Origin of the sequence: Alloyangia mangrovi (genome assembly GCF_002300555.2) — a bacterium.
Classification (GTDB): Bacteria; Pseudomonadota; Alphaproteobacteria; order Rhodobacterales; family Rhodobacteraceae; genus Salipiger; species Salipiger mangrovi.
The window spans coordinates 13,680-39,421 of sequence record NZ_NTHN02000033.1 but is presented as its reverse complement, the minus strand read 5'-3'; the positions used below and the strand labels follow the sequence as shown (position 1 = coordinate 39,421).

Here is a 25,742-nt window from a genome sequence, read left to right as displayed (position 1 = left end):
CTTCGGCGGCGGTGCCATCGTGCTCGCGCTCTTCCCGGCGGCGGTGTCGGGGGGGGCTCTGGACCATGGGCCTCGCGGTGCTCTGCATGAGCATCCTCGGCGGCGTCTCGACGGTGATGCAGACGCGGCTGATGAACGTCGCCGGAGAGGCCCAGCAGCTGGCCGCCTCGCTGCACCATGCCGCCTTCAACGTCGCCAACGCGGTGGGCCCGTTCCTTGCCGCGCGGGTGATCGCAGCGGGCCATGATTTCCCCGCCTCGGGCTACGTCGGCGCGGCGCTCAGCGCCGCGGGATTCGGGCTCTTCGCGATCACCCTCTGGGACGCGCGCCGCAGCGGGCTCGAGTAAGGCCGGAGGAACAGGGGTCCGCGCGCCCCCCGTTCGCGCGGATCAAATAAGAACGTTGTCACCCGGCAGGCGCTTCGGACGGAAATCCTTCCCACCCGTGGCGCCACGCCAAATCAGCCTTCCACGCCGGGCCTGCAAGCCGGAGCGCTGTTCCCTGCGCGCCGCGCCCGCGCCCGCGCAGAGCCCTTGCCGCCCGGGCCTGCCGGGTCGAAATAAGGCTGGAAAACGAAGACCCTTACCCGGAGGCCCTCTCATGACCTACAAAGCGATCGCCCTCTCCGCCGCGATCAGCGGCCTCGCCGCGACCGGCGCCTTCGCCGCCAACCTCGGCCCGCTGGTCAGCCCCGCAGAACTGGACACCGCCCTCGCCGCCGAAGGCGCACCCGTGGTGCTCGACATCCGCGGCGACGCCTATGCCGACGGCCACATCGCCGGCGCCGTCTCGGCCCCCTACGGGCTCTTCCGCGGCCCCGACAACAACCCCGGCGCGACCGTCCCGGTGGACCAGCTCGAAACCACCTACGAGAAGCTCGGCCTGGCGCCCGATGCTCAGGTGGTCATCGTTTCTCAGGGCGACACCGACACCGACTTCGGCGCCGCCGCCCGCGTCTACTGGACGCTGAAAAGCTCGGGCTTCACCGATCTGTCGATCCTCAACGGCGGTGCCCAGGCCTGGGTCAACACCGGCTTGCCGCTCAGCAAGGACGCGGTGACCCCCGAGCCGACCGAGCTCGACATCACCTGGAACGACGCCTGGACCGCCGAGACCCCCGAGGTTGCCGACGTGGTCGATGGCGGCCACGAGGCGCTGCTGCTCGACGCCCGCCCCGCCGCCTTCTTCGAGGGCAAGAAGGCCCATGGCGCCGCGGCCAAGCCCGGCACCCTGCCCGGCGCCCAGAACTACGCCTACACGCAGTTCTTCCAGAGCGGCGCCACCGCCATCGGCCAGATCTCGGACGTTCAGGCGCTCAAGGCCTCGCTCGGGATCACCGAGGGCGAAGAGATCGTGTCGTTCTGCAACACCGGCCACTGGGCGGCGACCAACTGGTTCGCGCTGAGCGAGATGGCGGGAATCGAGAATGTGAAACTCTACCCCGGCTCGATGGTCGAATACTCGCAGACCGGCGGTGAGATGCAGAACGCCCCGGGCCTCTTCAAGAACCTGCTGAACCAGGTCACCGGGGGCAACTGATGAGCCAGTCCGCCACCCAAGGCGCGGCACCCGCCGCGCCCGCAGGGGCCATGCCGCAGCGCGCCGGGTTGATCCTCGGCGCGCTTGTCGTCGTGGCCCTCGTCGCGCTCTTCGCGGGCGCACGCTACGGCCTGCTGCTGGCCATCGGCCTCGGCTTCGGCATCGCGCTCGAGGGCCTGCGCTTCGGCTTCGCCGGGCCGTGGCGGGCGATGATCCTGCGCCGCGAACCCTCGGGCGTGCTGGCGCAGCTGCTGTCGATCGCGCTGGTGGCCGTGGTTGCCATCCCGCTGCTCTCGAGCCACGCCGGTGAGCTGGTCGGCGCGCAGGCCCCCATCGGCTTTGCCATGGTCGGCGGCGCCTTCGTCTTCGGCGCCTGCATGCAGATCGTGCTCGGCTGCGGCTCGGGCACGCTGGTCAACGCCGGCAGCGGCAACCCCGTCAGCCTGCTGGCCCTGCCCTTCTTCGCGCTCGGCAGCTTCGCCGGGGCGTGGAACCTGATCTGGTGGACCGACCTCGGCGCGCTGCCGATCCTGAGGCTCTCGGGCATCCCGGGTCTTGGTGTCACGCTGGTGCTTCTGGCCCTCGCCGCGGCGATCTTCCTGTGGCGCGCCGCCCCCGGCACGGTGAAGCTGAGCCGCCGCCACGCCATCGCCGCCGTCGTGCTGGCGCTGCTCGCCATCGGCAACCTGCTGGTCGCGGGCCAGCCCTGGGGCGTGGTCTACGGGCTCGGCCTCTGGGCCGCCAAGGGTTTCGCAGCCTTGGGCGGAGACCTCTCCGGCTCCGCCTTCTGGGCCGCGCCGGGCTCGATGGAGCGGGTGCAGTCGAGTGTGCTGACGGACTACACCTCGCTGACCGACATCGGGATCATCCTCGGTGCCTTCGGCGTCGCCGCCTGGCGACGCGGCGCGCTCGCCACCAAGCTGCCGTCCTACCCGGCGCGGGCCTGGATCGCGACCATCATTGCGGGCTTCCTGCTCGGCTACTCGTCGCGTCTTGCCTTCGGCTGCAACGTCGGGGCCTTCTTCTCGGGGATCTCCACCGGCAGCCTGCACGGCTGGGTCTGGTTCGTCGCCGCCTTCGCCGGGGCCTTCCTCGGCATCCGGCTGCGCCCTGCGCTGGGGCTGGAGGCGCGGACATGACCCGCAGCCTCACCGCCGCTCTGGCGCTCGCCTTCGTCGCGGCGCTGCTGGTCTTCGACCTCGCCCGGACCCCGCCGAACCCCTACCAGGCCCCCACCCTGCTGGCCTTCGGCTCCGGCGCGATGGCCTCGGGCGGCTTCTGCGGCGCCTTGCCGGACTGAGCATCGGGACAGATGGACACAAGAGCGGGGCGGCCAGCGATGGCCGCCCCGCTTGCGTTAACCACGCGCACCCCTGACATACCGCCGAAACCTCAAGAAAGACGGCAAACCCTGACCTAACGACAAGGTAAATTTCATGAAAATTTACCAAAAATTAACTCTCTCGCGGTTAGGGTCAGGATCAGGGCAGTTACCAAACTGAGTGGCTATTTTCCTCCCCTTACACACCCTTGGGACCAACCGCGTATCTCCAAGCGGCCCAAGGGGCATTGATCCCTTTTCAGCACCGGATCGCCCTGTCCCCGCAGGGACAGGGCTCCCCAGTCAGAGCCCCTGGCCACCCGACAGCTCGACCCGCTGCCCGCTCATCCAGCCCAGCCCACCGTCCAGAAGTGCCGCGACACCGGCACCGATGTCCTCGGGCGCGCCGACCCGGCCGAGCGCCGTCATCCGCGCCACCCGCGCGTTCAACTCGGCGTTGTCGCGCACCGCGCCACCGCCGAAATCCGTGGCGATGGCACCGGGCGCAAGGCAGTTGACCCGGATGCCGCGCGGCCCGAACTCCTGCGCGGCATAGCGGGTCAGCACCTCGACCGCGCCCTTCATCGCCGCATAGGCGGCGTAGCCCGGCAGGGTGAAGCGCGCCAATCCCGAGGAGACGAAGAGCACCGCCCCGCCCTCGGCAATCCGCGGGGACAGCGTCTGGGTCAGCACGAAGGGCGTGCGCAGGTGTACGCGGTAGAGCAGGTCGAGCTGCTCGGGCTCGGTACCGGCGATGCTGGCATGCACCCCAAGGCCGGCGTTATTGACGAGGTAGTCGAAGCTGTCGCGGCCAAAGGTGCCCTGCAGGGTCTGCTCCAGCGCGGCGGCGAAGGCGGCGACGTCGCCGCCGTCCGCATCGAAGGGCAGCATCGCCGCGCGCACGCCGAGGGCTTCGATCTCGCGCCGGGTCTCGGCGGCGGCCTCGGCGGACCTGTTGTAGGTGCCGATCACCTCGACGCCCGCGCGGGCAAGGTGCAGCGCGGCAGAGCGGCCAAGGCCGCGGCTCGCGCCGGTGATGAGGGCAATCTTGCGGGTCATGGGGTCATCTCCTGTACCAGCGGGGCGGTGCATCCGCCCCGGTTCATGCCGGAGATAGGTTGTCGGGACGGTTCGATAAATCGTACAGATACGTATGGGCCATTCGGATTTCCGAACAATGCAGCAGATCGACCTCAACTCCCTCGCGCAGTTCGTCACCCTCGCGCGGCATCTCAACTTCCGCCGGGCGGCGGCGGAGCTGGCGATCTCGCCCTCGACGCTCAGCGAGCGGATCCGCGAGCTCGAGGCGCGGCTCGGGGTACGGCTGCTCAACCGCAACACCCGGAGCACCTCGCTGACCGAGGAGGGCGAGCGCCTGCTCGCCCGCGCCGGCGATGCGGTGGCGGTGCTGGGCGAGGCCGCCGCCGCGGTCGGCAGCGGGAGGCAGGCCCCGCTCACCGGGCGCATCCGCATCAACGGTCCGGCCCCGGCGATCGAGCTGCGGCTGATGCCGCTGGTCGCCTCCTTTCTCGCCCGCCACCCCGGGGTGCGGATCGAGGCGGTCAGCGAGGGCGACCTCATCGACGTGGTCGCCCGCGGCTTCGATGCCGGGCTGCGCTACGACGAGGCGCTGGCGCAGGACATGGTGGCGGTGCGGGTGGGCGCCGACCAGCGCATGCTGGTGGCCGCCGCGCCGGGGTACCTCGCGCGGCACGGCACGCCGGAGCACCCCGACGAGCTGGCGCAACACGCCTGCATCACCCATGTCTTCGGAACCGGCAACACGCTGCCCTGGTCCTTCGAGAAGGACGGCCGGACGCGCGACATCACCCCTCAGGGGCGGCTTGCGGTGAACAGCTCCGCCGCCGCGCTGGTGGCCGCCCGCGCCGGGCACGGGCTGGTCTACGCCTTCGACGACTATCTCGTCGAGGATCTCCGCAGCGGGCGGCTGGTGGCGGTGCTCGAGGACTGGACCCCGCCCTTCCCGGGCCCGTCGCTCTATTTCACCGAGCGGCGGCTGATGCCCCCCGCCCTGCGCGCCTTCGTCGACCACGTGAAGGCCGAGATGCCGGCGGGGGCGCCCCGGTCCTGAGCCACCTTGTGCCCGCGGCGCGAGGCCCTATGTTGAAGGCAAGGACCACTCAGGGATCGGAGCCCGCCATGAAAAGCTATGCTGTTGTCTTCGTGATCGGCGCGCTGCTGGTCGTCGCCGGGCTGGCCATGGTCAACCGCAGCCGCACGCCGGGCACCGACGACCGCGCCGCGGCACCGTCCGAACAGACCGAGACCGAAAGCGAGCGTTATGCCATGAGCCTCGGTCGCCCCGTCGAACTGACCCAGGGCGAGATGCAGCAGGTAAGGACGCTTGCCCCGAGCATAGATACGAGCCGGATCCGCCCCGAGGAGGTCGGCAAGATCCGCGCCATCCTCCACAGCCAGGGCAATGACGCCAACAAGCGCGGTCGGCTCGAGCGCCTGCTGAACTGAGCACCCAGCCACGGGACGCACCGGCGAGGACTTGTGAATTGACACCCCTCGGCGCTCCGCGCTAGGTCGGGATCACATGCCGCCCCGCGGCCCCTTTCACCGACAGCACCCACCGAACCGGCAGGCAGCTCCTAGAACAGGATTTGTTCCTTGAGCGACCTTGCGATTTCGTACCCCATGAGCGCGCCAGAGGGCGCCTGCCTCGGCCTGCCACTGCGCCTCGGTGCGCGGAGCGGCATCATCGAGGAGTCCATCTCGGGCCCGCTCTCCTCGCTTGCCGCGCGCGGCGCGGGGGCAGCGCAGCGCCTCTTCGGCGCCTTCCCCTTCGAGCGTGACCTGCCCGGCTGGCTCTACGGGCTCCGCCCCGAGACGGAGCCGGCCCCGGTTCAGCAAGCCCGGATCGACGCGGTCGCCCGCCCGCTGGCGCTCAACCGCCTGCCCTCGCAGGACCGCTACGCCGAGGCCGTGGCCGCGGTGGCGGCGCAGGTGGCCAATCCCGACACCCCGCTCCGCAAGGCGGTGCTGGCGCGGGCGCTCGATCTGCGTACCGACCGGGCGCTCGATCCCTTTGCCGTGGCCCAACGGCTCGGCGCCGACCCGCATGTGACCGCCTATTGCCTGCCGCTGCCCGGCGCCCGCCGCGCGGCGCGCTGGCTGGTCGGGGCCACGCCCGAGCTGCTGCTGCGCAAGACCGGCACGGCGATCCGCTCGCACCCGCTCGCCGGCTCGGCGCGGCGGCGCGCAGATGCCGCCGAGGATGCGCAGGCCAAGGCGGCGCTGCTGGGCTCGGAAAAGGACAATGTCGAACACCGGGTGGTGGTCGAATACATCCACGACATTCTCGCCCCCTATTGCGCCGATCTCGCCGTGCCCGAGGCCCCGCAGCTCGACCGCACCGCCAGCATGTGGCACCTCGGCACCTGCATCGACGGGGTGCTGCGCGATCCCGAGACGCCCTGTCTCGAGCTGCTGGCGGCGCTGCATCCGACACCCGCCGTCGCGGGGGCACCGCTGCGCGAGGCGCTGCAGGCGATCGCCGGGTCCGAGCCATTTGACCGCGAGTTCTACGCGGGCACGCTCGGCTGGGTGGACGCCAGCAACGACGGCGAATGGCACGTCACCCTGCGCTGCGCGATGATCGAGGGCAGCACGGCTCGGCTCTTTGCCGGGGCCGGGATCGTCGCCGCCTCGGACCCGCGCGAGGAGGTCGCCGAGACCCGCGCAAAGTTCATCGCCATGCGCCGCGCGCTCGGCATCTCCGAAGGCCTCTGAGGCCTGCACGTCGCACATTTCGCTCACCCCGCAGAAAGCTCCCATGGCCCTTCCGAAGATCCCCGACTACCCGCTGCCCACCGCCGAAGATCTGCCCCGGCCCCGCGCGCCCTTTGCGCTGGAGACCGGACGCGCCGCGCTGCTGGTGCATGACATGCAGCGCTACTTCTGCGCCGCCTACGGCGAGGATGCCTTCAGCCGCGAAGGCAGCACCATCGCCGCCGCCGCCGCCAATATCGCGCGGCTGCTCGAGGTCGCCCGCGCCGCCGGCGTGCCGGTCTTCTACACCGCGCAGAAGGGCAACCAGTTTCGCCCCGACCGCGGGCTGCAGGCCGATCTCTGGGGGCCGGGCATGTCGGCGACGCCCGAGCACGAGGAGATCATCCCCGCGCTCGCCCCGGCGGAGGGGGACATCACGCTGGTCAAGCATCGCTACAGCGCATTCCAGCGCTCGAACCTCGAGACGCTGATGCGGGCGCGCGGGCGGGACCAGCTCATCGTGACGGGTATCTACGCCCATATCGGTTGCCTCGCGACGGCGGCAGAGGCGTTTCAGCGCGACATCGAGCCCTTCTTCGTGGCCGATGCGCTCGCCGATTTCAGCCGCGAGAAGCAGGATACGGCGCTGGCCTGGGTGGCCGGCTGCAGCGGCGTGCCGATGGTCACGGACGCCGTGCTGGGCAAGCTGGAGAGCGCCGCCGGCTAGGGCGGTCAATGGCGCGCGGGGGCATCCCCGCGCGCGCCTCAGAAATCGAGATCGGCGTAATGCGCCGGCTGCGGGAAGCCTGGGATCTGGTCGGCGAGGATCGAGCGGAAGGCCGGGCGCGACTTGATCTTGGCGTACCAGTCCTTGACCACCGCCGAGCGATTCCAGTCCACATCCGAGATGTAATCCAGCGACGACAGATGCGCCGCCGCGGCGAAATCCGCCAGCGTCATCACGTCGCCCGCCAGCCAGCGCCGGTGATCGAGCAGCCAGGCCATGTAGTCGAGGTGGTACTTGATCGCCTTGGCCCCGGCCTTGACGTTGCTCGAGTCGGGGAAGCCGGCCTTCATGATCTTCTTGTTCACCCGCTCGTAGAGCAGCTTCGAGGTCACCTCATGGTGGAACTTGTCGTCGAACCAGGCGACCAGCCGGCGCACCTCGTAGCGGGCGTCGGGCGAACGCGGCAGCAGCGAGGGCTCGGGGTATTTCTCTTCGAGCCATTCGCAGATCGCGGCGCTTTCGGACATGGTCTTGTTGTCGATGCGCAGCACCGGAACCTTGCCCGCCGGGTTGCGGCGCAGGAAGTCTGCCTCCTGCTCCCAGTAGCGTTCCTCGACCAGCTCGCATTCGATCTTCTTCTCTGCGAGGCTCAGGCGAACCTTGCGGCAAAAGGGCGAGAGCGGCACGTGGTAAAGCTTTGCCATTCGAGAAAGCGGCTCCGGGTCTGAGGGAAATCTCCCGCCTGTTTGCCGTGAAAGCGGCGGCGATTCAACTGGGGATGGGAACACGGGCGGGTGATGGCCCGACCTTCGGCCCGGAGGCCGGTGCCGCAGGGGGCTCCGCCCCCGCAGCGCCGCGTCGCGGCGCGCTCCCCCGGCGTATTTTCAAAGAGAAGAAGCCGCGCGCCGCGCGCTGGGTCAAAGGCCGAGGAAATCGAAAGGCTCGGTCGCGACGAAACTGGCGTTGGCGAGACCGGAATAGGTATTGGTCTGCTGCGGGCCCAGATCGAGGCGCAGCACCTTGCCGTTCTCCGGCGTGAAATCGAAGGCCTTCAGATCAACCCAGAAGGTGTTCGGAGTCATCGCGGATTCAAAAAAGTAGAGCAGCCGCTTCTGGTCGGCGACAGTGCGCCAGCGGGTCGAGGAGATATTGGGCTCATCCGGTGTGGTGATGCCATAGGGCACCGAGGCGTTGCGGATCACCCCAAAGACGCTGGCGAGGGTCTCGACCGCGTCTTCGGTCTTCGGAATGGCGTTCACGTAAAAGGAGGCGCGGGCAAACCGGTCCGAGGCGCGGTTGGTGCCGGGCAGCATCACCGTGCCGCCGATCTGCCGCCAATAGGACTCGAGCGCCAGCTGCTCCTCGAAGATCGGCGAGTTGGTCATCACCTGGTACGCGCGGCTGTGGTGGATGACCTGCTTGCCGCCAATGTATTCGATGATGGCGCTGTCACCGGTCTTGTCCGAGATCGACAGGTGCAGCGTCGCGAGCCGGTCCTCGCCGGGCACCGCATCGGTGACAATCGTGAAGGGTTCGAGCTCCAGCGCCGCCACTGCCTCCTCGACGGTGGCAAAATTGTCGAGCACGTATTGGGTCCAGGCCGCGATGCTGAGGCCGGTCTGGCTGCCGTCGAACTCGGGGTATTCGGATTCCACCAGCCACAGCAGGTTGGCCACGAGCCCGGCCTCGTTCATCCCGTCGGTCGTCGCGATGTCATAGGCCGAGGCGATGACGCTGCCATACTTCGACGTCCAAGTGATCGAGTTCGGCCCCGCCTCGCCGTTCCGTTCCATGCCGCGCGGAAAAACCCAGAGATTGGTGCCGATATCGCTGCGCCAGTCCATCGAGCGGGCGGTGATGATCTGGTCACCGGCACCGTGATAGACAAGCCGGGTGCAGGCGTCAGCGATGCCGGCCCAGCCAGCGCCGACGATCAAGGTCACCGCGGCAAGAGGTCTTAGGCCGGCAGTGAGAGGGAGGAAATTACCCGTCATTTCAAACTCTTTTCAATAAAATTTCGCAAAGATAGATATCGCGCAGGAAAAAAAGGCGCGCGAGGCACTGGCAGTTTTTCAACTCAATGGAGAAAGTATGGCTGGAGCATCGCGCGTTGACAACATCGCCCCTGCCCCTGCGCGTCATTCTGCCTTGCAGTAAGCCGGTGCCGAAACGCGCTGCCCGGCCGGGCGCGTTACTCGAAGCAGCGCGCCCGGCCATCGCGGGCAATTGTCGCCGCGCCGTCGCGGATCTGCCCGGTGCGGCGCTGCACGAAGCTTGAGGGGTTCGAGGCCGAGCGGTCCTTGGGGTCCGGCAGGATTGCCGCGAGCCGCGCTGCCTGCGTCGAGGTCAGCTGCGACGGTGCGACCCCGAAGTAGTGCTGCGAGGCCGCCTTGATGCCGAAGACACCCTCATCGAACTCGGCGATGTTCATGTAGACCTCGAGGATGCGCCGCTTCGGCCAGAGCGCCTCCATCAGCGGGGTGAGCGCCGCCTCCAGCGCCTTGCGCGGCCAGCTGCGGCCCTGCCAGAGGAAGGCGTTCTTCACCACCTGCTGGCTGATGGTCGAAGCGCCGCGGTTGCCGCCCTCGGCGATGGCCGCACGGATCGCCCGCATGTCAAAGCCCCAATGGGTGCAGAAATTCGCGTCCTCGGCGGCCACCAGTGCGCGCAGGGCCACGGGGGCCACGTCCTCGGCATCCACCCAGGCATAGCTTACCGGGCTGCCGAGCCGGCGACCCTCGCTCCACATGTAGAAGCTGCCGGGCGGGTTCACGAAGCGGTAGGACAGCACCGCGAGGCCAAGCAGCAGCGCCAGCGCCACCGCGGCCTGCACGGCGCGCTTCACCAGAAAGCGCAGCGGCCTGGGGCGTCGTGCGGTCTTGCCTGATCCCTTTGCGGGTGTCTTCGATTTGCTTTTGGTCGTCTTTGCTGCTCGCGCCATGGCGCAGATCTACACGTCTGCGCGCGCGCGGAAAAGCGTTCTGCGCCGAGGCGGGACGGAAAACGCCCGGACCAGGGGTCCGGGCGCTTCACCTTTTCAGGAGCGGGCGGGCCTATTCCGCCGGTACCGCCAGATCGCTCTCGATGCCCAGCGGATGCGGGATCTTGTTGAGCATCTCGGTCGGGCAGACCTGCACGAAGTTGGCCTTCTCGCTCTCCCAGTTCTGCAGGATGTCGAGCGCCTTGCGGCTGCCGGTCTCGGTCGCGTGACGCTCCACGAGGCCCTTGAGGTCGGCTTCCCAATGCGCTTCGGCCACCGGGCAGGTCACCAGGCTCTCCATGTTCATCAGGTCCGGGGACAGGCCCTCGGGATCATAGAGATAGGCCATGCCGCCGGTCATGCCGGCGCCGAAGTTGGCGCCGATCGGGCCGAGGATCACCGCGGTGCCGCCGGTCATGTACTCGCAGCCGTTGGTGCCGCATCCCTCGACCACCACTTTCGCGCCCGAGTTGCGGACCGCGAAGCGCTCGCCCGCCTTGCCGGCGGCGAAGAGGTAGCCGTCGGTGGCGCCGTAGAGCACGGTGTTGCCGATGATCGTGTTGGTCGCCGCGGTGAGCGGCGACATCATCGGCGGGCGCACCACGATGGTGCCGCCCGAGAGGCCCTTGCCGACGTAGTCGTTGGCATCACCCGACACTTCCAGCTTCAGGCCCGGGGCCGCGAAGGCGCCCAGCGACTGGCCGGCAGAGCCGGTGAGCTTGACGTGCAGGTGGTCGGGCTGCAGCGCGTTGCGCATGCCGAACTTGCTGACGATGTGGCTCGAGGTGCGGGTGCCCACGGTGCGGTGGGTGTTCTGCACCGCGTAGGAGAGCTGCATCTTCTCGCCGTCCTGCAGGAAGCGGCTGCCGTCGCGGACGATCTCGGCGTCGAGCGTGTCGGGCACCACGTTGCGCTCTTTCGCCCGGTCGTAGACGATGTCGTCGGCCCCATCCACGCGGATCAGCAGCGGGTTGAGGTCGAGATCATCGAGATGCTCGGCACCCCGGCTGACCTGGCTCAGCAGGTCGGCGCGGCCGATCACGTCGTTCAGCGAGCGCGCGCCGATGGAGGCGAGGATCTCGCGCACCTCGGTGGCGTAGAAGGTGATCAGGTTCACCACCTTCTCGGCGTTGCCGGTGAACTTGGCGCGCAGATCCTCGTCCTGGGTGCAGACGCCCACCGGGCAGGTGTTCGACTGGCACTGGCGGACCATGATGCAGCCCATGGCGATCAGCGCGGCGGTGCCGATGCCGAACTCCTCGGCGCCGAGCATCGCGGCCATGACGATGTCACGCCCGGTGCGCAGCCCGCCGTCGGTGCGCAGCGTCACGCGGTCGCGCAGCTTGTTCATCGCCAGCACCTGGTGCGCCTCGGTGAGGCCCATTTCCCACGGCAGGCCCGCGTATTTGATCGACGTCGCCGGCGACGCGCCGGTGCCGCCGTTGTGGCCCGAGATCAGGATGATGTCGGCCTTCGCCTTGGCGACGCCCGCGGCGATGGTGCCGACGCCCGAGGAGGCCACCAGCTTCACCGTCACCTTGCAGCGCGGGTTGATCTGCTTGAGATCGTAGATCAGCTGCGCCAGATCCTCGATCGAGTAGATGTCGTGGTGCGGCGGCGGCGAGATCAGCGTCACGCCCTCGGTCGAGTGGCGCAGACGGGCGATCAGCTTGGTCACCTTCATGCCGGGCAGCTGGCCACCCTCGCCGGGCTTGGCGCCCTGCGCGACCTTGATCTCGAGTTCTTCGCAGTGGTTCAGGTACTCGGCGGTGACGCCGAAGCGGCCGGATGCCACCTGCTTGATCTTCGCCGAGGGGTTGTCGCCGTTGGGCTCGGGCACGAAGTGTGCCGGATCCTCGCCGCCCTCACCGCTGTCGGACTTGGCGCCGATGCGGTTCATCGCGACGTTCAGCGTCTTGTGCGCCTCGGGCGAGAGCGCCCCCAGCGACATGCCCGGCGTCACGAAGCGCTTGCGGATCGAGGTGATGGATTCCACCTCTTCCAGCGGGATCGCCTCGCCGATGGGCTTGATGTCCAGCAGGTCGCGCAGGTGGATCGGCGGGTTGGCCCGCATCGCCTTGGAATAGGTCTTCCACAGCTCGTAGCTGGCCTTGTTGCAGGCGGCCTGCAGCAGGTGCATGTTCTGCGCGCCCCAGGCGTGGGTCTCGCCGGACTTGCGGGCCTTGTAGAAGCCGCCGATCGGCAGCACGTCGCGCCCCCCCCTTGAAGCCAAGCGCGTGGATCTCTTCCGCCTTCTGCTGGATGCCGTGCACGCCGATGCCCGAGATCCGCGACAGCATGCCGGGGAAATACTCGGCGCACATGGCGCGCGACAGGCCCACGGCCTCGAAGTTGAGACCGCCGCGATAAGACGAGATCACCGAGATGCCCATCTTGGACATGATCTTCAGCAGGCCCTGGTCGATGGCCTCGCGGTAGCGCGCCACGGCCTCGGTCAGGCTGCCGTCGATCAGGCCGCGCGCGATGCGGTCGGCGATGCTGTCCTCGGCGAGGTAGGGGTTCACGATGGTCGCGCCGCAGCCGACCAGCACCGCGAAGTAATGCGGGTCGATGCATTCCGCCGAGCGCACGCCCAGCGAGCAGAAGGTCCGCAGGCCTTTCTTGGTCAGCCAGCTGTGCACCGCCGAGGTGGCGAGGATCATCGGCATGGCGACCTTGCCTTCGCCCTGGTGATGATCGGTCAGCACGATGTGGCCGCCGCCCGAGCGTACGGCATCCTCGGCCTCGGCCCGGATGCGGGCCAGACCATCACGCAGCGCGCCCTCGCCGGCATCGGCGGGGAAGGTACAGTCGATCTCGACCAGGCCCTGCGCGAAGTGCTGGGTCAGCTCCTCGAACTGCGCATTGGCGACGAAGGGCGTGTCCAGAACGAGGATCTCGGTCTGCGCCGAGCTCTCGTCGAGCACGTTCTTGAGGTTGCCGAAGCGGGTCTTCAGCGACATCACGCGATACTCGCGCAGCGAGTCGATCGGCGGGTTGGTCACCTGGCTGAAGTTCTGGCGGAAGAAGTGGCTCAGCGGCCGGTACTTCTTGGACAGGACCGCCGACGGGGTGTCGTCCCCCATCGAGGCGAGCATTTCCTTGCCGTCCTCGGCCATGGCCGAGAGCGACTGCTCGAGTTCCTCGACGCTGTAGCCCGCGGCGATCTGGCGCTTGCGCAGCTCGGCGCCCGAGAAGAGCGGCTTCTCGGTGACCTTGCCGAGGCTCTCGTCGAGCTCGGTGATCTTGCCGACCCATTCGCCGAAGGGCTGCGAGGCTGCGAGGCGGTCCTTGATCTCGGTGTCGCGGTAGAGCTTGCCCTCTTCCATGTCGACGGCGATCATCTGGCCCGGCCCAAGCGCGCCCTTCTCGCGAACGGTCGACTCGTCGACCGGCACCATGCCTGCCTCGGAGCCGGCGATCAGCAGCCCGTCCCCGGTGACGACGTAGCGCATCGGGCGCAGGCCGTTGCGGTCAAGACCGCCGCAGACCCAGCGGCCGTCGGTCATGGCCAGCGCCGCGGGGCCATCCCAGGGCTCCATCACCGAGTTTACGTAGGAATACATGTCGAGCCAGGCCTGCGGCAGTTCGACCGCCTGCTTCGACCAGGCCTCGGGGATCAGCATGGTCTTGGCCATCGGTGCGTTGCGCCCGGCGCGGACCAGCACCTCGAACACGGCATCGAGCGCGGCGGAGTCCGAGGCCCCGGTAGCGATGATCGGCTTGATGTCCTCGGCCATCTCTCCGAAGGTCGACGAGGCCATGCGGATCTCGTGCGACTTCATCCAGTTGGTGTTGCCCTTGATGGTGTTGATCTCGCCGTTGTGGGCGAGCATGCGGAAGGGCTGCGCCAGCCACCACTGCGGGAAGGTGTTGGTGGAATAGCGCTGGTGGTAGATCGCGAAGGCGGATTCGAAACGCTCGTCCTGCAGGTCCGGGTAGAAGACGGCGACCTGCTCGGCCAGCATCATGCCCTTGTAGATGATCGACCGGCAGGACAGCGAGGCGATGTAGAGCCCGTTGATGCCCGCGGCGGCCGCGGCCTTCTCGATGCGGCGGCGGATGACGTAGAGCTCGCGCTCGAAGGTTTCCTCGTCGATGCCCTTGGCGTTCGAGATGAGGATCTGCTCGATCTCGGGGCGGGTCGCATTGGCCTTTTCACCAAGACAGTCGACGCTCACCGGCACGTGGCGCCAGCCGTAGATGTAGTGGCCCATGCGCAGCACTTCGGTCTCGACGATGGTCCGGCAGGTTTCCTGCGCGGCAAAGTCGGTGCGCGGCAGGAAAACCTGGCCGACGGCCATCAGCTCATCCTTGCGCGGCGCGTGGCCGGTGCGCTCGATCTGGTCGTAGAAGAAGGAGACGGGGATCTGCACGTGGATGCCCGCGCCGTCGCCGGTCTTGCCGTCGGCGTCCACGGCACCGCGGTGCCAGATCGCCTTCAGCGCGGTGATGCCCGCCTCGACAACCTTGCGCGACGGTTTCCCGTCGATGGAGACGACGAGGCCGACGCCGCAGGAAGAGTGTTCATGCTCTTCGCGGAACAGGCCGTTCTCCTCCATCCACTTGCGCTTGGCTTCCTCTGCGGCAACCCAGTTGGCGTCGAAAGTGGTCATGGCTTAGCACCTCCATGGAAGGCCGCCGGAGCGGCCGGGATACGTGGCTGGCGCGCGCGGCGCCGAATGATATGGCGCGGGGTCGCGCCGGAATTTGGTTAACGGCTCAGGCGCCGCTGACGTCCGCACCGAATTTCTTCAGCGTCTCGGCGCGGGTGTATTTCGGATGGCCCCCGGTGAGCGCCCAGCTGTCGGGCTTCTCGTCGGCGAAGATCTCGCTCTTCATCTCGAAGCCGTTGCCGTCGTCGAGCAGCCCCAGGCAGACCTCGTACTCCCCTGCCCCGTCGACGCCCTTGTCGTAGCGGTACCAGAGCACCGAGCCGCAGGTGCCGCAAAAATGCCGCGACGCCCAGCTCGAGCTGCGGAAGCTGCGGATCGCCTCGGTCCCCTCGATCTGCATCGCCGTCTCGGGCACGTTCACCGCAAAAAGCGCCGATCCGGCCCAGCGGCGGCACTGCTCGCAATGGCAGACGCCGAAGCTGCCGAACTCGGTCACGGTGAAGCGCACCGCGCCGCAAAGGCATTGTCCGGTCTTCTGCGTCATGCGCCGCTCCTTGGTCTCGGCAAGGGTCAGCGCCGCTGACCTCACCTCGGGCGTGGGTTTCGGGGATGCACGCCCCATGCGGATGATCTGTGCATGGGATGTGCAGGGCGGGTGTGGCCTTACTCGGCGGCGAGGGCCGCGAGCTTGTCGAAGTCCTTGAGCACGTGCTCGGCGCAGTCGCGGCCGTCGCGGATCGCCCAGACCACGAGGCTCGCGCCGCGCACGATGTCGCCCACGGCGTAGACGCCCGGCAGCCCGGTCCGGCCCGAGGTGAACTCGGCCTTCACGGTGCCCCAGCGGGTGACTTCCAGCTCGGGCGCGCCCCAGAGGGTCTGCAGTTCCTCTGGCTCGAAGCCGAGCGCCTTGATCACCAGGTCGGCGGGCTCTTCGTAATCCGCGCCCTCGATCAGCTCGGGCGACTGGCGCCCGGTGGCGTCGGGCAGGCCGAGGCGCATCTTCTGGACGATGACGGCCTCGACGGCCTCGCCGCCCTTGAAGCCCTTCGGCGCGGTCAGCCACTCGAACTGCACGCCCTCTTCCTCGGCGTTCGCGGTCTCGCGCTGCGAGCCGGGCATGTTGGCGCGGTCGCGGCGGTAGAGGCATTTCACGCTCTCGGCGCCCTGGCGGATCGCGGTGCGCAGGCAGTCCATGGCGGTGTCGCCGCCTCCGATCACCACGACCTTCTTGCCCTTGGCGTTGAGCTCGCCGCTTTCGAACTCGGGCACGGTGTCGCCGAAGTTGGCGGTGCGGTTCGAGGCGGTGAGATAGTCGATCGCCTTGACGATGCCCTTGGCTTCCGAGCCCGGGCCGCGCAGGTCGCGCGACTTGTAGACGCCGGTGGCGATGATCACCGCGTCATGCTGGTCGCGGATCTCGTCGAAGCTCAGGTCCTCGCCGACGTTGCAGTTGAAGACGAAGCGCACGCCGCCGTCCTCGAGCTGCTTGATGCGGCGCATGACCACGTCCTTCTCGAGCTTGAAGCCCGGGATGCCGTAGGTCAGCAGGCCGCCGCCACGGTCGTAGCGGTCATAGACGATGACCTGCACACCGGCGCGGCGCAGCATGTCGGCGGCGGCAAGACCACCCGGGCCTGCGCCGATGATGCCGACGCTCTCGGCGCGCTCGGACACCGGGGCGGCTGGCTTCACCCAGCCCTGCTCCCAGGCGGTGTCGGTGATGTATTTTTCGACAGAGCCGATGGTCACAGTGCCGTGACCGGATTGCTCGATCACGCAGTTGCCTTCGCACAGACGGTCCTGCGGGCAGATGCGGCCGCAGATTTCCGGGAAGGTGTTGGTGGCCTGGCTGATCTCGTAGGCTTCCTCCAGACGGCCGGTCGCGGTGAGGTTCAGCCAGTCGGGGATATTGTTGTGCAGCGGGCAGTGGGACTGGCAGTAGGGCACACCGCACTGGCTGCAGCGGCTCGCCTGCTCTTCGGCCTTGGCCTTTGCGAACTCAGCGTAAATTTCGTCGAAGTCGTGGCTGCGGACGGAGGCCTCCCGCTTTTCGGGCATGTCGCGCTCGATCTTCACGAATTTTAGCATGGGTTGCTTTGCCATGATGCCTTGTCTCCAAGCAAATCAATCGGTCGCGCTTGCTTACTTAAACTCGAAACCGAATAAAAGTCATACATACTGACCTATATTGATAAAAATTTACCCTCATCCACCTGAAGCGCGCCAAGTTGATCAAAAAATAGGTCCGAAAACGGACCAATTTCACTCTTTCCCCCTGAAAACCAAGGGCCTATAGCGAGGAAGGTTCTTTAAGCGGAGACCAGCTTTCATGCCCCTGTCTCAACTGATTATTCTCGCGCTCATCCAAGGCATCACCGAGTTTCTCCCGATTTCCTCCTCCGGTCACCTGATTCTCCTCCCCGGACTCACCGGGATGGAGGACCAGGGGCAGGTGATCGACGTTGCGGTCCATGTCGGCACTCTCTTTGCGGTTGTGCTCTATTTCTGGTCTGACGTGCGCGAGGGGCTCGCAGGCATTCCGCGCATGCTGACCGGAAAGATCGACACCCCCGGCTCCAAGCTCGCCTTCCTGCTTGCCGTTGCCACGGTGCCGGTGATCCTCGTCGGGCTGATCCTCAACGTCACCGGCCTGTCGGACATGCTGCGCTCAATCGCGGTGATCGGCTGGACCATGCTGATCTTCGGCATCGTGCTGTGGTGGGCTGACCAGAAGGGCCCAGAGGTGAAGACCGAGACCGACTGGAACCTCAAGGATGCGATCAAGCTCGGCCTCTGGCAGGCGGTGGCGCTGATTCCGGGTACCTCCCGCTCGGGCATCACCATCACCGGCGCGCGCCAGCTCGGCTACAAACGCCATGATGCGACGAAGATCTCGATGCTCATGTCGATCCCGACAATCTTCGCTTCGGGCGTTCTGCTCGGCGCCGAGGTGATCGGCACCGCAGACGCGCAGGCTGCCAAGGACGGCGCCATCGCGGCAGGCTTCGCCTTTGTCTCGGCCCTGCTGGCCCTGACGCTGATGATGCGGCTGCTGCGCTCGGTGAGCTTCACCCCCTACGTGATCTACCGGGTGATCCTCGGGGCCGTGCTTCTGGTCATCGCCTACAGCTGATCCCGCACCGGATTCCCAAGACGGCCCCCAGAAATGGGAAGGCCCCGGAGTTCGGGGAAACTCCGGGGCCGTTGATCTACCCGGGACCGGCGGGGGAGCCGGCAGGGACAGTAGAAAGGGCAGTCAACCTCGCTCGTCTTCACAGCTGCGCGACGGTGCGATAAGTGCAGCTAAATCAGGGATTTCGGTGTTTGCAACGTAGGGTTTGCATTCGCGCGGATTCCCGCCGTAGGCGAGTCGCTTGACAGGCAAGAACCTGCCTATGCGGAACCCGGCACAAATTTATACGCGGTGGTAGGGGCTGCCCGCCAGGATGGACGCCGCGCGGTAGAGCTGCTCGGAGAGCATCACCCTGACCAGCATGTGCGGCCAGACCATCTGCCCGAAGCTGAGAGCCATGTCGGCCTCGGCGCGGAGCGAGGGGTCGATGCCATCCGCGCCGCCGATGACGAAAGCCAGATCGCCCGTCCCGCCATCTCGGATCTCGCCGAGGCGCTGCGCGAAGTCCGGCGAGCTCATCAGCCTGCCGCGCTCGTCGAGGATGCAGAGCCCGGCTCCCGAGGGAATCGCCTTGCGCAGCAGCGCGGCCTCGGCGGCCATGCCGCCGCCCTTGCGGTCCTCGACCTCGGTGACCGTCACCGGCCCCAGGCCAAGCGCGCGCCCGGTGCGGTCGAAACGCTTGAGGTAATCGTCAATTAGATCGCGCTCGGGGCCAGACCGAAGCCGGCCCACGACGCAGAGATGCACACGCATGAGCGCTCCCGGTCAGGTCGCGCTCTGGGCCACCTTGCCCAGCGGCATCCACATCTTCTCGAGCTGGTAGAACTCGCGAACCTCGGGGCGGAACACGTGGACGATCACGTCGCCCGCGTCGATCAGCACCCAGTCGCCGGTCTCTTCGCCCTCGGTCTTGCACAGGACGCCCAGCTCATGCTTCAGATCCTCGGCGAGCTTCTGCGCGATCGCAGCCACCTGCCGCGAGGAACGCCCCGAGCAGATCACCATATGGTCGCAGACGGAGGTCTTGCCGCGCAGATCGATCTGCACGACCTCTTCCGCCTTGTTGTCGTCGAGAGACTTGAGGACAGCGGCGAGGATAATCTCGCTCGTGACCTCGGGTTGGGTCAGCCCGCTCATGGGCATCCCCGCAACAGCGGCACCGGCCGCATCGGCAGTAAGTGACAGGACATTGTCCTCCTTCATGGCGCGCGCCGAATGTGACCCCGGCGCCGGGCCCTTATAAGATAGCATCGGAGAGGGCTTTTCTCAACGTTGCGGCGAAAGATCGCCCCTTATCCGGGACAGCAGGCTGATTCAACGCCTAAAACGGTGGGGCGCGACAAGGCGCCCCACGCGCGACTCGGGGTCAGGGATGGACCGCCCGCTCAGGCGCCCCAGGGAATCCACACGGTCTGCACCTCGGTCGCCGCCTCGAGGAAGGTCTCGCCCTCCCCTGCCGCCGACAACCAGTCGCGGGCCGTGCCGTCGTTCACCCATGTGCGCTTGAGGTTGCCCGCGGCACCCGTCTCGATGGCCTTCGACAGGTCCGACGACGAGAAGCTCCACACCGCCTCGACATCCATGTGGCGGGCGAGCGTCGGCGCCAGCTCCTCGTGCGAACCGGTGAGGATGTTGACCACCCCGCCCGGCAGGTCCGAGGTATCGAGCACCTGGTAGAAGTCCGTCGCCGCCAGCGGGAAGGGCTCGGAGGCGACCAGCACCACGCGGTTGCCCATGGCGATGGCAGGCGCCATGACCGAGACCAGGCCCAGCAGCGGTGCCTCGTCCGGGCAGAAGGCGCCGATGACGCCGGTGGGCTGGCGCAGCGACAGCGCAGTGCCGCGCAGCGGCACGGGCTTTACCGCGCCTTCGTATTTGTCGGCCCAGGCGGCATAGGTGAAGAGCCGGTCGACCGAGGCCTCGACCTCTGCCGCGCCGGACTTGCCGCCGGTCATGGCATCGATCCGCGCGGCAAATTCAGCCGCCCGCGCCTGCAGGTTCTCGGCGATGAAGTAGATCACCTGCGCGCGGTTGTGTGCCGTTGCTGCGGACCAGCCCGCAGCGCCCCGTGCCGCCTCGACGGCGTTGCGGATGTCCTTGCGGGACGAGATCGGCGCCTGCCCCAGCAGCCTGCCCTTGCGGTCGTAGATGTTCTGCGCGTAGCCACCATCCGGCCGCGCCTGCTTGCCGCCGATGTAGAGCTTGGCGGTGCGGTCCACGTCCTGTGGCTCGGCGGTCTCTCCCGCGAAGGCTTCGACCTTCTTCATCGCCTTCGACTTGCCCGCGGCACGGGTGTAGGCCGCGAGGCCCTCCCAGCCGCCTTCGCGGCCAAAGCCGCTCTCGCGCAGCCCGCCGAAGGGCGCCGCCGCGTCGAACATGTTCGAGCCGTTGACCCAGACCACCCCGGCCTCGAGCTTCGGCGCCACGTCGAGCGCGGTGTTGATGTTCTCGGACCATACCGAAGCGGCGAGCCCATAGTGGGTGTTGTTGGCGATCTGCACCGCCTCGGAGGGCGTGCGGAAGGTGGTTGAGACCAGCACCGGTCCGAAGATCTCTTCCTGCATCAAGAGCGACGCGGGCGAGAGGCCGGTGACCAGCGTCGGCGCGATGAAGCAGCCTTCGGGCGCGGCGCAGCCGGTGTAGACCTCGCCCTCGCCCGCAGCCTTCTGCATCAGCGCCTCGATCCGGGCCTTCTGCTCGGGGTCGACGATGGCGCCGATGTCGATGCACTTGTCGAGCGGGTCGCCCATGCGCAGCTTGTCCATCCGCGCCTTGAGCTTGTCGTGGAAGCGCTCGGCGATGCCCTCCTGCACCAGCAGACGCGAGCCCGCGCAGCAGACCTGCCCTTGGTTGAACCAGATCGCATCCACCAGCCCCTCGACCGCGCTGTCGAGATCGGCATCCTCGAAGACCACATAGGCCGACTTGCCGCCCAGTTCGAGCGTCAGCGACTTGCCGCTTCCCGCCGTCGCGGCGCGGATCTTCCGGCCCACCTCGGTCGAGCCGGTGAAGGCGATCTTGTCGACCTCGGCCCCGGTGATCATCTCGCCCACGGCGCCGTCGCCGGTGACGATGTTGACCACGCCCTTCGGCAGGCCCGCCTGCTGGCACAGATCGGCAAAGCAGAGCGCAGTGAGCGAGGTCCATTCGGCGGGCTTCAGCACCACGGTGTTGCCCATCGCCAGCGCCGGGGCGATCTTCCAGGCCAGCATCAGCAGCGGGAAATTCCACGGCACGATCTGGCCGCAGACGCCCAGCGGCTCCTGCCCCGGCAGTTCCGCCTCCATCAGCTGCGCGCAGCCCGCGTGGTAGTAGAAATGCCGCGCCACGAGCGGCACGTCGATATCCCGGCTCTCGCGGATCGGCTTGCCGTTGTCGAGCGTTTCCAGCACCGCCAGCAGCCGCGAATGCTTCTGCACCAGCCGCGCCAGCGCGTAGAGAAAGCGCGCGCGCCCCTTGCCACCCAGCTTCGCCCAGGCCGGCTGCGCCGCGCGCGCGGCCTTCACCGCGGCATCGACATCGCCCTGCGTCGCCTGCGTCACCTCGGCCAGCACCTCGCCGGTGGCGGGGTTGCGGCTCTCGAAGGTCTTGCCCGGCTTGGTGAATCCGCCGTCGATGAAGCAGCCGAAGCGCGAGCCCTGATCGACGATCCAGGTCAGCGCATCCGCAGCGCTCTCGGGCGAGGGTCCATAGTCCATGCTCTCGAAGATCTCTTTCACGCTCATGTCCGTCGTCTCCAGTTCCGCAGTTGCGCCATCAGCTCGTGGCGTGGCGCCAGGAGGCCGAGTAGGCCCCGGTCACATGGTGTTCGAGCTGCCGCTCGATGTCGCCCAGCAGCGAGGAGGCGCCGAAGCGGTAGAGATCGGGCCGCAGCCAGCGGTCGCCCAGCTCCTCCTTGACCAGCGCGAGGTAGGTCACCGCGTCCTTGGCCTTGGAGATGCCGCCCGCGGGCTTGTAGCCGACGCGGTAGCCGGTCTCCTCGTAGTACTCGCGGATGGCGCGCATCATCACGAGGCTGACGGGAAGCGTGGCGTTGACGCTCTCCTTGCCGGTCGAGGTCTTGATGAAATCGGCGCCCGCCATCATGCAGACCATCGAGGCGCGCGCCACGTTCTGCAGGGTGCCGAGCTCGCCGGTGGCGAGGATCGCCTTGACGTGCGCCTCGCCGCAGGCCTCGCGGAAGGCGCGCATCTCGTCGTAGAGCGCCTGCCAGTCGCCGGTCAGCACGTGGCGGCGCGAGATGACGATGTCGATCTCCCGCGCGCCGGCCTTCACGCTCTCGGTGATCTCCGCGACGCGCAGGTGAAAGGGCGAGAGGCCCGCCGGGAAGCCGGTCGAGACCGCCGCCACCGGAATGCCGGTGCCCTCCAGCGCTTCGACGGCGGGGGCGATCATGTCGTGGTAGACGCAGACCGCGCCGGTGGTCAGCCCTTCGAGCCCCAGTGCCTCGAGGATGTCCGCCCGCACCGGCTGGCGCGCCTTGGCGCAGAGCCGCGCCACGCGTCCCGGCGTGTCGTCGCCCGAGAGCGTGGTCAGGTCGATGCAGCTGATCGCCCGGGCGAGCCAGGCCGCCTGGTAGTCCTTCTTCACCGAGCGCCGCCCCGGCAGGGTCGCGGCGCGGCGCTCGATCGCCGAGCGGTTGGCGGTGGCGCGCATCACCCGGTCCATGTCGAGCGGCATGCCCGGGTTGCGCGGCTCATGGAGCTGCGGCAGCAGGCTGGTTTCGGATCGGCTCATCGTCTCAGACATCACTTGGGTCCTCCGGCGGGAAGGGTCGCATGGCCCCCACGCTTCGGCAAGCGGGCCACAGCTGCGGATACGTGTCAAAACCCCGCGCAGCAAGGGTGTTGTCCCGGCCGGGATCCGCCCGACCGCGAAAGGCCGCGCTTTGCCATGACGCGGCAGGCAAGATCAAGCCCAGGAACGGCAGCCGGCAAGGCGCCGCCCGGCCCCGGCCTCTTGCCCATGGCTCGCCGGTGCAGGCGTATTTGGAAAGAGAAGAAGCAAGGCGCCGCGCCCGGCCCCTTCTTCTCTTTCCAAATACGCAAATCCCGCCCGTGCCAAAGAGAGCGCCGCTCGGCAGGCCCGCGCCGCAACCCGCTTGCAAACCGGGGCGCCCGGCAAGAAAGCTGGCGCGTAAAGAGGAGACAGCCATGATCGCCATCATCTTCGAGGTCATCCCCGCCGAGGGACGCAAGGACCAGTATCTCGACATCGCCGCCGCCATGCGGCCCATGGTCGAGGAGGTCGAGGGTTTCATCTCGGTCGAGCGCTTCCAGAGCCTCACCAATCCCGAGAAACTGCTCTCGCTCAGCTTCTTCGAGGACGAGGCGGCGGTGCAGCGCTGGCGGACCCTTGCCGCGCATCGCGGCGCGCAGAAGGCCGGGCGCGAGGGCATCTTCGAGGGCTACCGGCTGCGGGTGTGCCAGGTGCTGCGCGACTACGGCATGGAGGAGCGCGCCGAGGCGCCGCAGGACAGCCTCGCCGAGCATGGCTGAAATGCGAAACGCGGGCCCGAGGGCCCGCGTTTGATACTCATGCCGCTTTGAACCGGCGGTCGCGGCTCAGCAGCCCGCCTTGATGATCGCCTCGGCGAGGATCGGCACGGTGGTCTTGTTGAGGCCCGCGATGTTCAGCCGCGAGTCGCCGACCATGTAGATGCCGTGATCGTGGCGCATGGCCTCGACCTGCTCGGGCGTGGCGCCGAGGCGCGAGAACATGCCGCGGTGCTGGGCGATGAAGCCGAAGCGGTCCGAACCCGAGAGGCGCTGCAGCTCGGAGGCCAGCTGCTCGCGCAGGCCCAGCATCGACAGGCGCACCTCTTCGAGCTCGGCGGCCCAGTCGGCGCGCAGCTCGGGATCGTTCAGAACCATGGTCACCAGCCGCGCGCCGTGGTCAGGCGGGAAGGAGTAGTTCTGGCGGTTGAGGTAGTTCAGCGTGCCCTGGTTGAGCTTCTTCGCCGAGGCGTCGCTGCTGACGGCCATCAGCAGGCCAGTGCGCTCGCGGTAGATGCCGAAGTTCTTCGAGCAGGAGGCAGCGATCAGGCACTCGGGCACCGAGGAGGCGACGAGGCGCACGCCCGCGGCGTCCTCCTCGAGACCGTCGCCGAAGCCCTGGTAGGCGATGTCGATCATCGGCGTGCCCTGCTTTTCAAGCAGCAGCTCGGTCACGGCCTTCCACTGCGAGATATTCAGGTTGGCGCCGGTAGGGTTGTGGCAGCAGCCGTGCAGCAGCACCACGTCGCCGGGCATCACCTGGTGCAGATCGGCGATCATGCCGACGAAATCGACGCCGCGGGTCTCATTGTCGAAGTAGCGGTAGGGGACGATCTCGAGCCCCATGTGCTTGAGGATCGACAGGTGGTTCGGCCAGGTCGGATCCGAGACGAAGACGCGCGCCTTGGGGTTGGCCATCTTGATCATGTCGAAGGCCTGGCGCACGGCGCCGGTGCCGCCGGGGGTTGCGGCGGCCGCCACGTTCTCGGCCGGGACCGCGTCACCAAGCACCAACTTGCCCAGAGCCTCGGCAAAGGCCGGATCGCCGGCGAGGCCGGTGTAGGCCTTGGTGGTCTCACTCTCCCAGAGCTGCTTTTCCGCCGCCTTGATGGCGCGCATGACCGGCGTATTGCCGCTGGCGTCCTTGTAGACGCCGACCCCGAGGTCGACCTTCTGAGTGCGCGGGTCCTCTTTGTAGGCCTGCATCAGCATCAGGATCTTGTCTGCGGGTTGCTCTTTGAGAGTCTCGAACATCAGTTCTCTCCGGTGGCGACGGGCAGCGTGGGGAATTGCCCCCACTCGGTCCAGGACCCGTCATAAAGGGCGTGGTCGGTCTTGCCCAAACGCGTCAGGGCAAGGCTCAGGATGGCGGCGGTGACCCCCGAGCCGCAGCTGGTGATCGCCGGCTTGCCGAGATCGACGCCGGCGCCTTCGAAAGCGGCGCGCAGCGCGTCGGGCGATTTCATCGTCTGGTCGGGGTTGAGCAGCGTGCCGAAGGGTACGTTCTTGGAGCCGGGGATATGCCCCGAACGCAGGCCCGGGCGCGGCTCGGGCACCTCGCCGCGGAAACGGGCCGGCGCGCGGGCGTCGAGGATCTCGTGGTCGCGCAGCTTGGAGGCGGCGGAGACCTGCGTGACGTCCTTCACCAGGTGGTTCTGGCGGCGCACCATCATGTGGCGATCGCGGATGACGGGGGGGAAGGTCCTCGACCTCGCGGCCCTCTGACTGCCACTTGGGCAGGCCGCCATCGAGCACGGCGATGTCGTCATGGCCCATCAGCTTGAACAGCCACCAGACGCGGGCGGCGGAGAAGAGGCCGGCGCCGTCGTAGACGACGATCTGGTGGCCGTCACCAACCCCCAGGGCGCGCATGCGGGACATGAACTTGTCCACGGGGGGCACCATGTGCGGCAGCTCAGAGCGCAGGTCGGATATCTCGTCGATGTCGAAGAAGCGCGCGCCGGGAATATGCGCGGCCTCGTACTCGGCCTTCGGATCGCGTCCCGAACCGGGCATGTACCAGCTCGCGTCGAGCAGGCGCAGGTCCGGATCCTTCAGGTGGCGCGCCAGCCAGTCGGTCGACACGAGCGTCTTGGGGTCGTCACTTGCCATCACCTCTCCCCGGGGCAGTCAGCATCGCCTCGTCTCTAAGGTGCCGGCTGCGGACTCGCAAGGGTGCGATGGCCTCTCGGC

At 67.8% G+C, this 25,742-nt stretch carries 21 protein-coding genes and 2 pseudogenes; 10 read left to right on the top strand and 13 right to left on the bottom strand.

The window, feature by feature from the left end; genetic code table 11:
- Window positions 1-86 precede the first annotated feature (86 nt).
- From CLG85_RS17090 to CLG85_RS17075, 4 genes are all read left to right on the top strand, one after another.
- Window positions 87-347, top strand: coding sequence for a hypothetical protein (locus CLG85_RS17090; protein WP_260349695.1), 261 nt, complete (start codon window positions 87-89; stop codon window positions 345-347).
- 253 nt (window positions 348-600) lie between these two features.
- A complete protein-coding gene (locus tag CLG85_RS17085; protein WP_095882288.1) occupies window positions 601-1,539 on the top strand; it encodes a sulfurtransferase in 939 nt (312 codons plus the stop codon).
- Complete coding sequence (locus CLG85_RS17080) at window positions 1,539-2,678, top strand: YeeE/YedE family protein (protein WP_375796932.1); 1,140 nt, start codon at window positions 1,539-1,541, stop codon at window positions 2,676-2,678. The genes CLG85_RS17085 and CLG85_RS17080 overlap by 1 nt, the downstream gene beginning before the upstream one ends.
- On the top strand, window positions 2,675-2,839 hold the full coding sequence (locus tag CLG85_RS17075; protein WP_260349692.1) for a hypothetical protein: 165 nt from the start codon (window positions 2,675-2,677) through the stop codon (window positions 2,837-2,839). Before CLG85_RS17080 ends, CLG85_RS17075 begins: the two co-directional genes overlap by 4 nt.
- Before the next feature lie 324 nt (window positions 2,840-3,163).
- Here the strand turns inward: CLG85_RS17075 and CLG85_RS17070 are convergent, their stop codons facing one another.
- Window positions 3,164-3,919 carry an SDR family NAD(P)-dependent oxidoreductase gene (locus tag CLG85_RS17070; RefSeq protein ID WP_260349690.1) on the bottom strand — a complete coding sequence of 252 codons (756 nt, stop codon included), beginning with the start codon at window positions 3,917-3,919 and terminating at the stop codon, window positions 3,164-3,166.
- 118 nt (window positions 3,920-4,037) lie between these two features.
- Between CLG85_RS17070 and CLG85_RS17065 the strand changes: the two genes are divergently transcribed.
- From CLG85_RS17065 to CLG85_RS17050, 4 genes are all read left to right on the top strand, one after another.
- Complete coding sequence (locus CLG85_RS17065) at window positions 4,038-4,952, top strand: LysR substrate-binding domain-containing protein (protein WP_260349688.1); 915 nt, start codon at window positions 4,038-4,040, stop codon at window positions 4,950-4,952.
- Between the two features lie 68 nt (window positions 4,953-5,020).
- Window positions 5,021-5,347, top strand: a complete 327-nt coding sequence (locus CLG85_RS17060; protein WP_235865517.1) for a hypothetical protein — start codon at window positions 5,021-5,023, stop codon at window positions 5,345-5,347.
- Window positions 5,348-5,497: 150 nt separating this feature from the next.
- A complete protein-coding gene (locus tag CLG85_RS17055) occupies window positions 5,498-6,619 on the top strand; it encodes an isochorismate synthase (protein ID WP_260349686.1) in 1,122 nt (373 codons plus the stop codon).
- 43 nt (window positions 6,620-6,662) lie between these two features.
- Window positions 6,663-7,325 carry an isochorismatase family protein gene (locus CLG85_RS17050; RefSeq protein ID WP_095884093.1) on the top strand — a complete coding sequence of 221 codons (663 nt, stop codon included), beginning with the start codon at window positions 6,663-6,665 and terminating at the stop codon, window positions 7,323-7,325.
- Window positions 7,326-7,363: 38 nt separating this feature from the next.
- Here CLG85_RS17050 and fzlA read toward each other — a convergent pair whose 3' ends face one another.
- The 6 genes and pseudogenes from fzlA to CLG85_RS17020 form a co-directional block, all read right to left on the bottom strand.
- Window positions 7,364-8,029 (bottom strand): FtsZ-binding protein FzlA, encoded by a 666-nt coding sequence (gene fzlA, locus CLG85_RS17045; protein ID WP_095884094.1) that lies wholly within the window; start codon window positions 8,027-8,029, stop codon window positions 7,364-7,366.
- Between the two features lie 213 nt (window positions 8,030-8,242).
- On the bottom strand, window positions 8,243-9,319 hold the full coding sequence (locus tag CLG85_RS17040; RefSeq protein WP_095881792.1) for a linear amide C-N hydrolase: 1,077 nt from the start codon (window positions 9,317-9,319) through the stop codon (window positions 8,243-8,245).
- A gap of 197 nt (window positions 9,320-9,516) precedes the next feature.
- Complete coding sequence (mtgA, locus tag CLG85_RS17035) at window positions 9,517-10,266, bottom strand: monofunctional biosynthetic peptidoglycan transglycosylase (protein WP_095881791.1); 750 nt, start codon at window positions 10,264-10,266, stop codon at window positions 9,517-9,519.
- A 112-nt stretch (window positions 10,267-10,378) separates the two neighbouring features.
- Window positions 10,379-14,921, bottom strand: a pseudogene (gene gltB / locus CLG85_RS17030) (glutamate synthase large subunit).
- A 106-nt stretch (window positions 14,922-15,027) separates the two neighbouring features.
- On the bottom strand, window positions 15,028-15,543 hold the full coding sequence (locus CLG85_RS17025) for a GFA family protein (protein WP_235865361.1): 516 nt from the start codon (window positions 15,541-15,543) through the stop codon (window positions 15,028-15,030).
- Window positions 15,544-15,584: 41 nt separating this feature from the next.
- Window positions 15,585-17,024: an NAD(P)-dependent oxidoreductase gene (locus CLG85_RS17020; RefSeq protein WP_095881788.1), complete on the bottom strand. Its 1,440-nt coding sequence runs from the start codon at window positions 17,022-17,024 to the stop codon at window positions 15,585-15,587.
- Between the two features lie 226 nt (window positions 17,025-17,250).
- Here CLG85_RS17020 and CLG85_RS17015 point away from each other — a divergent pair, with 226 nt between their 5' ends.
- Entirely contained in the window at window positions 17,251-18,054 is an 804-nt protein-coding gene (locus CLG85_RS17015) for an undecaprenyl-diphosphate phosphatase (protein WP_095881787.1), read from the top strand.
- A 282-nt stretch (window positions 18,055-18,336) separates the two neighbouring features.
- On the opposite strand, the gene rlmH is transcribed toward CLG85_RS17015, so the two are convergent.
- From rlmH to deoC, 4 genes are all read right to left on the bottom strand, one after another.
- On the bottom strand, window positions 18,337-18,807 hold the full coding sequence (gene rlmH, locus CLG85_RS17010; RefSeq protein WP_095881786.1) for a 23S rRNA (pseudouridine(1915)-N(3))-methyltransferase RlmH: 471 nt from the start codon (window positions 18,805-18,807) through the stop codon (window positions 18,337-18,339).
- Window positions 18,808-18,819: 12 nt separating this feature from the next.
- Entirely contained in the window at window positions 18,820-19,191 is a 372-nt protein-coding gene (rsfS, locus tag CLG85_RS17005) for a ribosome silencing factor (protein ID WP_095881785.1), read from the bottom strand.
- Between the two features lie 248 nt (window positions 19,192-19,439).
- Window positions 19,440-21,779 (bottom strand): aldehyde dehydrogenase family protein, encoded by a 2,340-nt coding sequence (locus tag CLG85_RS17000; RefSeq protein WP_095881784.1) that lies wholly within the window; start codon window positions 21,777-21,779, stop codon window positions 19,440-19,442.
- Window positions 21,780-21,810: 31 nt separating this feature from the next.
- Complete coding sequence (deoC, locus tag CLG85_RS16995) at window positions 21,811-22,803, bottom strand: deoxyribose-phosphate aldolase (RefSeq protein ID WP_235865359.1); 993 nt, start codon at window positions 22,801-22,803, stop codon at window positions 21,811-21,813.
- 404 nt (window positions 22,804-23,207) lie between these two features.
- Between deoC and CLG85_RS16990 the strand changes: the two genes are divergently transcribed.
- Window positions 23,208-23,552: an antibiotic biosynthesis monooxygenase family protein gene (locus CLG85_RS16990; RefSeq protein WP_095881783.1), complete on the top strand. Its 345-nt coding sequence runs from the start codon at window positions 23,208-23,210 to the stop codon at window positions 23,550-23,552.
- A gap of 66 nt (window positions 23,553-23,618) precedes the next feature.
- Here CLG85_RS16990 and CLG85_RS16985 read toward each other — a convergent pair whose 3' ends face one another.
- Both CLG85_RS16985 and sseA read right to left on the bottom strand, forming a co-directional pair.
- Window positions 23,619-24,803 carry an amino acid aminotransferase gene (locus CLG85_RS16985; protein ID WP_095881782.1) on the bottom strand — a complete coding sequence of 395 codons (1,185 nt, stop codon included), beginning with the start codon at window positions 24,801-24,803 and terminating at the stop codon, window positions 23,619-23,621.
- Window positions 24,803-25,661 (bottom strand): annotated as a pseudogene (sseA, locus tag CLG85_RS16980) (3-mercaptopyruvate sulfurtransferase). The gene CLG85_RS16985 and the pseudogene sseA overlap by 1 nt, the downstream one beginning before the upstream one ends.
- Between the last annotated feature and the right edge of the window lie 81 nt (window positions 25,662-25,742).

Bases quoted from the DNA above. Each gene is read 5' to 3' on its own strand.
- CLG85_RS17090 (WP_260349695.1), top strand. From the start codon at position 87: ATGAGCATCCTCGGCGGCGTCTCGACGGTGATGCAGACGCGGCTGATG.
- CLG85_RS17085 (WP_095882288.1), top strand. From the start codon at position 601: ATGACCTACAAAGCGATCGCCCTCTCCGCCGCGATCAGCGGCCTCGCC.
- CLG85_RS17080 (WP_375796932.1), top strand. From the start codon at position 1,539: ATGAGCCAGTCCGCCACCCAAGGCGCGGCACCCGCCGCGCCCGCAGGG.
- CLG85_RS17075 (WP_260349692.1), top strand. From the start codon at position 2,675: ATGACCCGCAGCCTCACCGCCGCTCTGGCGCTCGCCTTCGTCGCGGCG.
- CLG85_RS17070 (WP_260349690.1), bottom strand. From the start codon at position 3,919: ATGACCCGCAAGATTGCCCTCATCACCGGCGCGAGCCGCGGCCTTGGC.
- CLG85_RS17065 (WP_260349688.1), top strand. From the start codon at position 4,038: ATGCAGCAGATCGACCTCAACTCCCTCGCGCAGTTCGTCACCCTCGCG.
- CLG85_RS17060 (WP_235865517.1), top strand. From the start codon at position 5,021: ATGAAAAGCTATGCTGTTGTCTTCGTGATCGGCGCGCTGCTGGTCGTC.
- CLG85_RS17050 (WP_095884093.1), top strand. From the start codon at position 6,663: ATGGCCCTTCCGAAGATCCCCGACTACCCGCTGCCCACCGCCGAAGAT.
- fzlA (WP_095884094.1), bottom strand. From the start codon at position 8,029: ATGGCAAAGCTTTACCACGTGCCGCTCTCGCCCTTTTGCCGCAAGGTT.
- CLG85_RS17040 (WP_095881792.1), bottom strand. From the start codon at position 9,319: ATGACGGGTAATTTCCTCCCTCTCACTGCCGGCCTAAGACCTCTTGCC.
- mtgA (WP_095881791.1), bottom strand. From the start codon at position 10,266: ATGGCGCGAGCAGCAAAGACGACCAAAAGCAAATCGAAGACACCCGCA.
- CLG85_RS17025 (WP_235865361.1), bottom strand. From the start codon at position 15,543: ATGGGGCGTGCATCCCCGAAACCCACGCCCGAGGTGAGGTCAGCGGCG.
- CLG85_RS17020 (WP_095881788.1), bottom strand. From the start codon at position 17,024: ATGGCAAAGCAACCCATGCTAAAATTCGTGAAGATCGAGCGCGACATG.
- CLG85_RS17015 (WP_095881787.1), top strand. From the start codon at position 17,251: ATGCCCCTGTCTCAACTGATTATTCTCGCGCTCATCCAAGGCATCACC.
- rlmH (WP_095881786.1), bottom strand. From the start codon at position 18,807: ATGCGTGTGCATCTCTGCGTCGTGGGCCGGCTTCGGTCTGGCCCCGAG.
- rsfS (WP_095881785.1), bottom strand. From the start codon at position 19,191: ATGAGCGGGCTGACCCAACCCGAGGTCACGAGCGAGATTATCCTCGCC.
- CLG85_RS17000 (WP_095881784.1), bottom strand. From the start codon at position 21,779: ATGAGCGTGAAAGAGATCTTCGAGAGCATGGACTATGGACCCTCGCCC.
- deoC (WP_235865359.1), bottom strand. From the start codon at position 22,803: ATGTCTGAGACGATGAGCCGATCCGAAACCAGCCTGCTGCCGCAGCTC.
- CLG85_RS16990 (WP_095881783.1), top strand. From the start codon at position 23,208: ATGATCGCCATCATCTTCGAGGTCATCCCCGCCGAGGGACGCAAGGAC.
- CLG85_RS16985 (WP_095881782.1), bottom strand. From the start codon at position 24,803: ATGTTCGAGACTCTCAAAGAGCAACCCGCAGACAAGATCCTGATGCTG.